Annotated in this window: 2 protein-coding genes and 1 pseudogene; all 3 read left to right on the top strand. The window is 43.1% G+C overall.

From position 1 onward, the window contains the following. On the top strand, positions 1-1941 hold a 1941-nt coding region (locus C7B77_RS26200), incomplete at its 5' end, for an efflux RND transporter permease subunit (RefSeq protein ID WP_146138528.1). 387 nt (positions 1942-2328) lie between these two features. Beyond that, positions 2329-3003 carry a response regulator transcription factor gene (locus C7B77_RS26195; RefSeq protein WP_106311912.1) on the top strand — a complete coding sequence of 225 codons (675 nt, stop codon included), beginning with the start codon at positions 2329-2331 and terminating at the stop codon, positions 3001-3003. Positions 3004-3010: 7 nt separating this feature from the next. Then, positions 3011-3623 (top strand): annotated as a pseudogene (locus tag C7B77_RS26190) (hypothetical protein); the annotation flags it as partial.

The following is a 3623-nucleotide window of genomic DNA, read 5'->3' as shown; positions in this document are numbered from 1 at the left end:
GGCTTGGCGGTAGCGATTGGAACGGCGATCGATGATGCGATCGTCTATGGTGAAAATACCTATCGTCGTTTGCGTGAAAATGAAGCTGAGGGCAATCCCCTTACCCCGCTAGAAATCATTTTTGAAGGTTCTCAAGAAGTGCGCGATTCACTCATCGGCGCGACGGTGATTGGAATTATTGTCTTCTCACCGATTTTTACATTACCAGGAATTGAAGGGAAGATTTTTACCCCGATGGGAATTGCTTACTTAGCCGTAGTTGTCGTTTCTAGTTTAGAATCTTTACTCGTTTCTCCAGCTTTGTGTGCGATTTTGTTACCCGCTACTAAGGTATCACAGCGAGAACCGTGGCTGGCGAGATTTTGCAAAGCAATTTACAGCGCGTGTTTGAACTTCTCGATGAAAAATCCGCTCTTAATTATGGGGACTGCCACAGTTTTGACTGTCGCATCAATGGTAGTTATTCCTTCCTTTGGCAGAGCATTTTTACCAGAGTTTCAGGAGCAAACGATGGTAAACACACTATTGTCATACCCAACTGTTTCGCTCGAAGTTAGCACCAAAGCGGGTCATGTCGTCGAAGAATCATTGAAAAATGATAAGCGGTTTACATTCATTCAAACTCGTGCCGGACGCGCCGCTGGCGATTCTGATGCCGCAGGTGTGAATCTGGCTCACGTTGATGTTGAAATCAGTAAACTAGGGATGGAAAATCGGGAAGAATCGCTCAAAATCATGCGAACAGCATTCGAGAAAATTCCAGGTGCCGCTGCAAATATTGGGGGGTTTCTACAACATCGGATGGATGAAGTTTTATCAGGGGTAAGAAGTTCGATCGCGGTGAAAATTTTCGGCTCTGACTTAGCAGAGTTACGGAAAATTGGGCAAGAAGTAGAAAAACAAATGGCAACAGTTAATGGTGTCGTCGATTTACAACTCGAACCCCAATTGCCAGTACCGCAGATTCAAATTAAATTCGATCGGGATGCCGCTAGTCGTTACGGGCACACGGTAGGAGATCTATCAGAAACGATCGAAACTGCCCTTAATGGTAAGGTTGTTTCTAAAGTGCTAGAAAATCAACAATCCTTCGATCTAGTTGTCTGGTTGAAGCCTGAAGCACGGCAGAACATAGAAACCATTCGCAATCTTTTAATCGATACTCCCAACAATCAAAAAATCCCTTTAGCTAGTATCGCCAAGATCGAGCGAGGGAAGGGGCCAAATACCATCAATCGAGAAAATGTTTCACGCTTAATCGTCGTTTCAGCCAATGCGAAAGGTCGCGATATTCGATCGGTTGTGACGGAGATCGAAACTAAAGTTAAAAGCAATGTCCAATTACCAGCAGGATATTTTATTCAATATGCAGGTCAATTTGAAGCGGAAGAACGCGCTACTAAAAACATATTAGTTTTCAGCGCGATCGCGTTTGTGGCAATTACTGTCCTGATGTATCTTTCCGTTAAATCTATCCCGTCAACACTAATGATTATGATTAACTTACCAATTGCTCTGGTAGGTGGGGTAATTGCTGTAGCTCTGACGGGTGGCGTAATTTCGATCGCGTCTTTAGTGGGATTTGTATCTTTATTTGGGGTCGCAACTCGGAACGGATTATTACTAGTAGATAATTACAATACTAAATATGCTGAAGGAATGCCGATGAAAGAAGTTATTGTCAAAGGTTCGATGGAGCGATTAAATGCAATTTTGATGACGGCGTTAACTTCGGGATTGGGGTTAGCACCGATGGTATTTCAAGGTGGATCGGGACAGGAATTATTACAACCTCTATCGATCGTTGTCTTTGGTGGCTTGTTTACTTCTACAGCGATTACGTTATTAGTATTACCCGCTCTATATTCCAAATTTGGCAAGCATTTATTCCCGAAAAAAGAGGAAGAACCCAAGCCAGAACAATTTTTTATGCACCTGTAAGCTATAGCAAGGTCAGTTAATTTTTATCTATTATGTCATCGCTAGATTTATCACCAGTAATTTGCATATTCGCTCGACTATTTACTTCTGTAGCTAAAAAAAATTGCATCGATTTTACTCACTTCTCGCTATAAGCTTATAGAATGAGGTTATCGATATGTTGAGCAGATAGCCCAAAACCACGGTGTTCTCGTCGATCGATCCTAGTCCAGCCGCAATGGCAAAGGCGATTGCTAGGTTACAGTCTGCACGATCGCCGCCCAGTCTTCTCGGTGCATTGGCACAGTTTCAATAAATGATAGAATTTCGTAGTCAACTAGAGCCTTTAAGCATTTTTCCGATCGAGTACTTTACTAACGATCGGCATAATTTGGGAATAAGATTGGGATGAGAATTTTACTAGTTGAAGATAACCAACAAATTGCCAGATCGCTAACAGAGGTACTAGTAAAACACAACTATACCGTCGATCTGGCAATGGACGGGAAAATTGGGTGGCAATATATTGAAGGTCTGACCTACGATCTCATCTTGCTGGATCTCATGCTACCCAAGATTGATGGAATTACTCTGTGTCGGCAGTTGAGATCGATTGGGATTACAACACCAGTATTAATGCTGACGGCAAAGGATACAAGTATGGATAGGGTCTTGGGATTAGATGTTGGGGCAGATGATTATGTTGTCAAACCATTCGATCTCCCAGAATTATTTGCCAGAATTCGAGCATTATTGCGGCGCGGTAATATTGGTGCATCCCCTTTGCTCGCTTGGGAAGACCTGGAACTCGATCCTAGTAATGAGATCGTCCGTTATCAAGGGAATATACTGAAGTTAACTTCTAAAGAATACGCTATTTTAGAACTACTGCTGCGGACTGGAAATCGAACACTAAGCCGCAGTGCCATAATCGATCGATTGTGGACGCTTGACAATCTGCCACAAGAAGACGCAATTAAGTTTCATGTCAAGGAATTGCGTAAAAAGCTGAAGCTTGCGGGCGCACCTGTCGATTTGATTGAAACTGTATATGGTTTAGGGTACCGACTGAAGCCCATTTAAAACACCGATGAGCAGATATTTTCAGCCAGCCAAACAGTCGATTCGCATTCTGCGAGGCTACGCCAACGGCAATGGCGATCGATATTCTAGACTGCGGTGGCGGTTGTTACTATCTTATTTAGCAGTCATGCTAGCAACATTTGGCATTTCTGGGCTAGCAACTTATGGGTTGTTTTTAAAAAGTTTGTATCGTGGCATGGACGATCGATTGAGCGTACTAGCCGATGGAGCGGCGCATAGTCTAACAGATGTGCAGAAACAATGGTTGACACAGGTGATGCGGAAGAGAGTCGATCCGACTCAGTTAGCACCGACACTCCCAATCGATAACGATGGAGATCTAGATATTTCTTGGCAAAATATGAGATCCCCCAGACAGAGAATTGAATGGTTTGATAAGCGTTCTCAATTATTAGCAACCAGTGGGCGAACCTTTGATTTCGTTCCCTTACAACCCGATCGACCTTTTGCTCACAACAATCAACTCTACTCGCTCACCCGATCGATTTATAAAAATATTAACGGACAAAATATGCTTCAGGGCTATGTCCGAGTTAGTGAATCGGTAGAAGTATTAGAAGACGAATTAAACTACTTACGATGGGTATTGGGATTAGGGG

It is taken from the genome of Chamaesiphon polymorphus CCALA 037, assembly GCF_003003845.1.
Classification (GTDB): Bacteria; Cyanobacteriota; Cyanobacteriia; order Cyanobacteriales; family Chamaesiphonaceae; genus Chamaesiphon; species Chamaesiphon polymorphus.
This window is presented reverse-complemented; position numbering and strand designations above follow the sequence as displayed.

Coding starts and splice junctions, on each gene's coding strand:
- C7B77_RS26195 (WP_106311912.1), top strand. CDS start 2,329: ATGAGAATTTTACTAGTTGAAGATAACCAACAAATTGCCAGATCGCTA.